Here is a 5,331-nt window from a genome sequence, read left to right on the forward strand (position 1 = left end):
AAGAATCATTCATCGGTACCCCTGCAAGAGGTTCGGAATAACTTCCTTTCAAAAGCCTGTTCAGGCCATCATATTGGTAGCTGTATCTTCTGAAAACTTCATCTGAGGATGTTTTCCAGTCTACTTCCAAAATATTACCGTTGAATCTTCTTATCTATTGGTACGAGCGAGACGCTCGCACCAGCGGGGGGGGGAATATTATTGAAAAGATTTTGCTGTATTTGTATACTCTAAAGTGAATTTTTTGCCGTTTTTCATTAAATAAATAAATTTATAACTAGATAATTTTTCTTTATTCAATTTTATTTTATTTTGATTGATCATTATTAATGTTTCAATATTGTTTTTTATTATACAAGATCCTGCCAGGCTTATCTGTCTCATAGTATTCAATTTTCTACTATAAATTAAGTTTTTACCATTTATAATTTGGATACTATCATCTTTAAAGCCATCTGTAAAATAGATTATTGCATTATCTGATTTTATTTCAAATTTATCAATGATATAATTTGATCTCCTATGATCTTTATCAACAATTAATCCTGTATCAAATACCGATTTTACTTGTAAACAGTTATAAAATAGTAAAACTAGAAATATAAACAGTAAATATTTTATTATTCTCATTTATTTTGTTTTTGTTGCTGTTCCATTAAATTTGTTATTTGAGTTCTTTGGGCAGGGCTAATTTGAGTCCCTTTTGGGAACTTTTGTAATAAATTTTGAGGGTTTTTTAACGTTTCAGTATCATAGTGATCGAGCCCCAATTCATGACCTGTTTCATGAGCTCCTGTTCTTGCTACATTGGCTCTATTAGATTTATCCCAATCAATGTTTCCATCACTTGTCCATACTATACCCTCTGTTATAGCAACATTAATTTGGCTCCTATTATTTTGAGTATCACCCAATTTATGTGTGAATCCATCAAGAGTTGCAGCTAATCTGTCTTTTTCATTTTTTGGAGTTGTATCAGATCCTTCAGCTTTACTAAAATCATAAGCCATATTATACTCCCATAAAATTGTAGCTTTTTCACTTTGATTAAAACTAATATTAACTTGATTTCCATCAGAACTCTTTCCACTATAAGAAGATATAATTTGAGCTTTACGATCTCTTGTTAATGCAGACATTTGTTCTTTAGAAAGAGCTCCTGCTGAATTATTAACTGGTCTATATGTTAGATGCCAATTGACAGTTTTATTTTCTAAATTTCGACTTGACACCCATTCTAATCCTTCTAACTCTCTACCATCAATAACTCTATTTTCTGCGAATGCATAAGGACTATTATATGTAAATTTTTCTGCAAGTGGGTCAATATTGAAAAACCGTCCTACATCGGGCATATAATTTCTCCATTTAAAGCTATACCATCCAACCTCTTGTAATTCTTGTCCTTGGTACTTGTACTGATAATTCGGATTTCCCCCCAGATTATTATACCCCTCATGCTTCAGGCCAAACGGATAATAATTACTTTCCTCAATTACTTCTGTTCCTGTTCCGTTTTTAGCATAGCTTAGTCTTATATTTCCCAGATGATCTGTATAATTGTAAATATAAAAATTATTCTTTTCTCATTTAGTTAGGAAGCTATTTTTATCAACAATCAGGCTTTCTTTTACAAGAAAGCCTGATTGTTTTTTTACTGGTTCAATACCGTAACGAATTTTGTACTAGAAAATCGTTATTTCAATATTATTTCCTCCCATTTTCCTATATTCTTCATCAGAAAATTGAAATAAAGAATTTGTACATCCCTTAGCAATAATAGTGCTATAAGTAACATTATTGTTACTGAAAAATATTTCTAAGCTCTTCTTGAGTGATTCAGCAATTTTTAAATTATATGAACTAATATTGCTATGGCAATAATTAATCTTTAGTTCAACTTGCATCTGTTGATCTTTTATATTTTTCAAAAAAACTAATAGGTTATCCAGCCTAGAATTGTTTTTAAATAAAAACCGCCCGTCGTTATTTTTAGGAAGGTTTATTATTACTTTATCTCTTGGCCAAAAATATATTTCATTCACATCTGTAGGTATACCGAAAAAAACTTTATTCCTAATATTTTGACAAAAACTATTTACGAAAAACAGTAAAAATATTATGCTTAATATTGACTTCATTTTTTTTCTTTTTTAGGTAAGTTAATAACTCCTGTATTATGAAATGTACTGCTTTTATCTATTAATTTAGGGCTTCTATAATTAACTTTTCCATTCGGTTTTATAGAAAATCCATACGTAACAGTAAAGCTTTTTTCACCATTTATTATCATCGAGTTCTGTGCATCCCAATTCACAGTACCTTCTTTATGAGGTGCTCTGGAAGGAGAGTCTTCAAATTTTGTCATTGAAGGATAATTGAAATATTCACTTTGTTTAGGATCTGGATTGCCAAAACCATTATCAACTCTTTCTTCAGGTTTTAATATAAATTTATCTATACCTTTTTCTGGATCAAAGTTAGGAACATTTGATTTAAATGTCTGAAACCATCCAGCATCTGCATTTTTGTCTGTTGGCTCAAAGTTCATTTTTAAGATTGGTCCAATATTACCACCTTCGGCATTATCATATTGATCATCCCATTCTGTCATATAAATAGTTCCTGAGCCATTTGGCAAAGTATAAGCACTAGAATCATTTTTATCACTTGCATAAGCATAATTAGCTTCTTTTCCTTTGTAATTTGTATTAAATTCTTTCTGACTATTAGTTTCATTATCCCAAAAGACATTCCCATTTTTTTTATCTCTAATCCATCCTGTTGCTTCTCTTCCATCAGGATCAATAAATCTGATTGGGTTATTGTAAGCGTAATTATATGGGCTCCATGTCCTTGATGTTTCTGCCAACGGATCTACCACACCCCATCTTCCAATATCCGGCATATACATCCTTGCTCCGTAATCATACATCCCTGTCTCTTGCAGTTCTTTACCGTTGTACTTATACTTATAATTAAGATTTTCTCCCAGATTATTATACCCTTCATGCTTCAGGCCAAACGGATAATAATTACTTTCCTCAATTACTTCTGTTCCTGTGCCGTTTTTAGCATAACTTAATCTTACATTTCCCAGATGATCTGTATAATTGTAAATATACTTATTTTTTACATAATCAAAATATCCCTCTGAAGTGGGAATAAACTGAAGTGATACTTCTGCCCCTTCCTGATTGTACTGAAATCCGTCAAGATAATCTGTTGTTTTAGTAAAAACCTGACCTGCTTTAGAAGAAAAATAGCTGTACATTTTCTTCAGTTTAGAGCCATCTGCCGTGTATATATAATTAGAAGTTTGTCCAAATATATCAACACCTACTTTTACAGAAGATGGCAGATTTAAGACATTATAAATAATTTTTTCCTCAATCCCCTTATCTGGGTGAAGATTCATATTCCCGTTAGCATCATATCCGAACGTGCCTTCCAGGGCATTGTACCCCGATGAGTTATTAGTGACACCCGTTGGAAGCGTGATTTTATCCAGAATATTGCTCATTCCTCCGTTGCGGTAATTATAAACCAGATCATCGATTTTCTCAGGTGTCGTTCCTGCCTGCGGTTTGGTGAATCTTTTCAGGGTCTTAATATTCCCGTTCAGGTCATACGTCATCTCTTCATTAAAAGAATCATTCATCGGTACCCCTGCAAGAGGTTCGGAATAACTTCCTTTCAAAAGCCTGTTCAGGCCATCATATTGATAGCTGTATCTTCTGAAAACTTCATCTGAGGATGTTTTCCAGTCTACTTCCGAAATATTACCGTTAAATCTTCCCGGGGCAACAGTATTGGAAGGATTCTGATATTTTACCTCATATCCGAAAAGCTTCCCGCCCAGATTCCCCGGATCATTGATTCTGGTCATCCATCCCCTGATATTATACTGGTAATTCACCGTCTGTAAAGGTGATGTTGGACTTGTTCCGCCTACCTTTTTGGTTTCCAGCTGGGAAAGCTCATTGTAGCTGTTCTGTGCCAGGATCTCTTCAGCATTACCGTCTACCTTGTGTTTGTGAACCAGCAGCCTGTTCTGATGGTCGTAAGTGAAAGTTTCTGTGATTACTCTTTCCGTATCGGTGCCCAGTCTTTTGTGGCGTGTTACGGTTTTCTGAACGGTTCCTGCAAAATCCAGCCTGGACTCGCTGTGGGTATAGCCTCCCAGATGATTGATGGAATGCGAACCGATCACCCTTCCTCTGGTATCATAATAAGAATAGCTTTTGGTCCAGTTATCATCTTCGATGTTTTTCACCAGGCTCATGACCGCAAGACCTTTGGTGCTTCTTCCTTCTGAAGAAGGAGTATCGGTTAAAACGGTTTCTCCTTCAATAGCGGATGGGAAAGCGGGATTGAAGCTGTACTGGGGATAAGTATCGTAATAATTCACGCTCAGCACTTTTTCCAGAACATGAAAATAGTTATTGGTATACTGGATCTGCATTCCATCCTTTGTAAAACCTCCGGAATGCCTGTTTTCCACGATCAGGTTAGGGCCGGCCTGGGCCTGCATATTAACCCTGTTCATCCCGAAGATAACAGCCGTATAGGCTACCCGGCCAAAAGAATCGTATTTGGTGAGGATCCACTGTCCTTTCTCCTCCAGGTTGGCATCCTGGGTAAGGACCAGCCGGTCGGCCTTGTCATATACCATATATTCCCAGCCCTTCCCCGGAAGCTTCTTTTCTACCAGGCGGTTCTTTTCATCATAGCGGTACTGGTAGCAGAGGTTGTTCAGGGTCGCTTCATCCGGAGACAAGGCTACGGAAGCCAGCGGAGGGATCACAAAAGCCAGCTGGTCGTACTCGTTATAAACATAGTACGTATCGGCATACTGGGTCCCGGAAACAGCTTTTCTCACCAGGACCGTCTGGCCTTTTCCATTCTTGAATTCTATGGTCTTATTGCCGTCTTCATCCGTTACGGTGTTTTTGTACAGATGTCCGCTGCCATAGCTTTCCCCGGAACTGATCTCAGATTTTGTGGCCCCGTTGACCCAGGTAGTGGTAACGGTATATTTTCTAACTTCTCCGTTTTCAGAAGCATCGTAGCTGAACTTTACCGGTTTTCCATCCCAGGCATTTCCCACCTGCTTCTGTTCCAGAACCCGGTCCAGCGGTGAGTTTTCAAATACTTTCTCGGCATAGATCTTCTCCGGACCGTAAATACCGGGCTGGGAGGCATTCCCCAGGGGATTCTGAACGAAAGCCCCGTTGGAAGTTCCTCCCTGGGGTACAGGAAGATAATCTAATGCCTGCCTTCCAAACGGATCGTAGGTAATGTGGGTCACCACATCCCTGCCCAGTGGGG

4 protein-coding genes are annotated in these 5,331 nt (G+C 37.0%); all 4 read right to left on the reverse strand.

Annotated features, from left to right (window positions below; genetic code table 11):
• Positions 1-198: 198 nt before the first annotated feature.
• Positions 199-630 (reverse strand): hypothetical protein, encoded by a 432-nt coding sequence (locus tag AC106S_RS23970; RefSeq protein ID WP_482442498.1) that lies wholly within the window; start codon positions 628-630, stop codon positions 199-201.
• Positions 627-1,568, reverse strand: coding sequence for an RHS repeat domain-containing protein (locus tag AC106S_RS23975; RefSeq protein ID WP_482442502.1), 942 nt, complete (start codon positions 1,566-1,568; stop codon positions 627-629). Before AC106S_RS23975 ends, AC106S_RS23970 begins: the two co-directional genes overlap by 4 nt.
• A 117-nt stretch (positions 1,569-1,685) precedes the next feature.
• Positions 1,686-2,141, reverse strand: a complete 456-nt coding sequence (locus AC106S_RS23980) for a hypothetical protein (protein ID WP_482442500.1) — start codon at positions 2,139-2,141, stop codon at positions 1,686-1,688.
• On the reverse strand, positions 2,138-5,331 hold a 3,194-nt coding region (locus AC106S_RS23985), incomplete at its 5' end, for an RHS repeat domain-containing protein (RefSeq protein ID WP_482442501.1). The genes AC106S_RS23980 and AC106S_RS23985, both read right to left, overlap by 4 nt.

This window comes from Chryseobacterium sp. FR054 (genome assembly GCF_056844565.1).

Coding starts and splice junctions, on each gene's coding strand:
- AC106S_RS23970 (WP_482442498.1), bottom strand. CDS start 630: ATGAGAATAATAAAATATTTACTGTTTATATTTCTAGTTTTACTATTT.
- AC106S_RS23980 (WP_482442500.1), bottom strand. CDS start 2,141: ATGAAGTCAATATTAAGCATAATATTTTTACTGTTTTTCGTAAATAGT.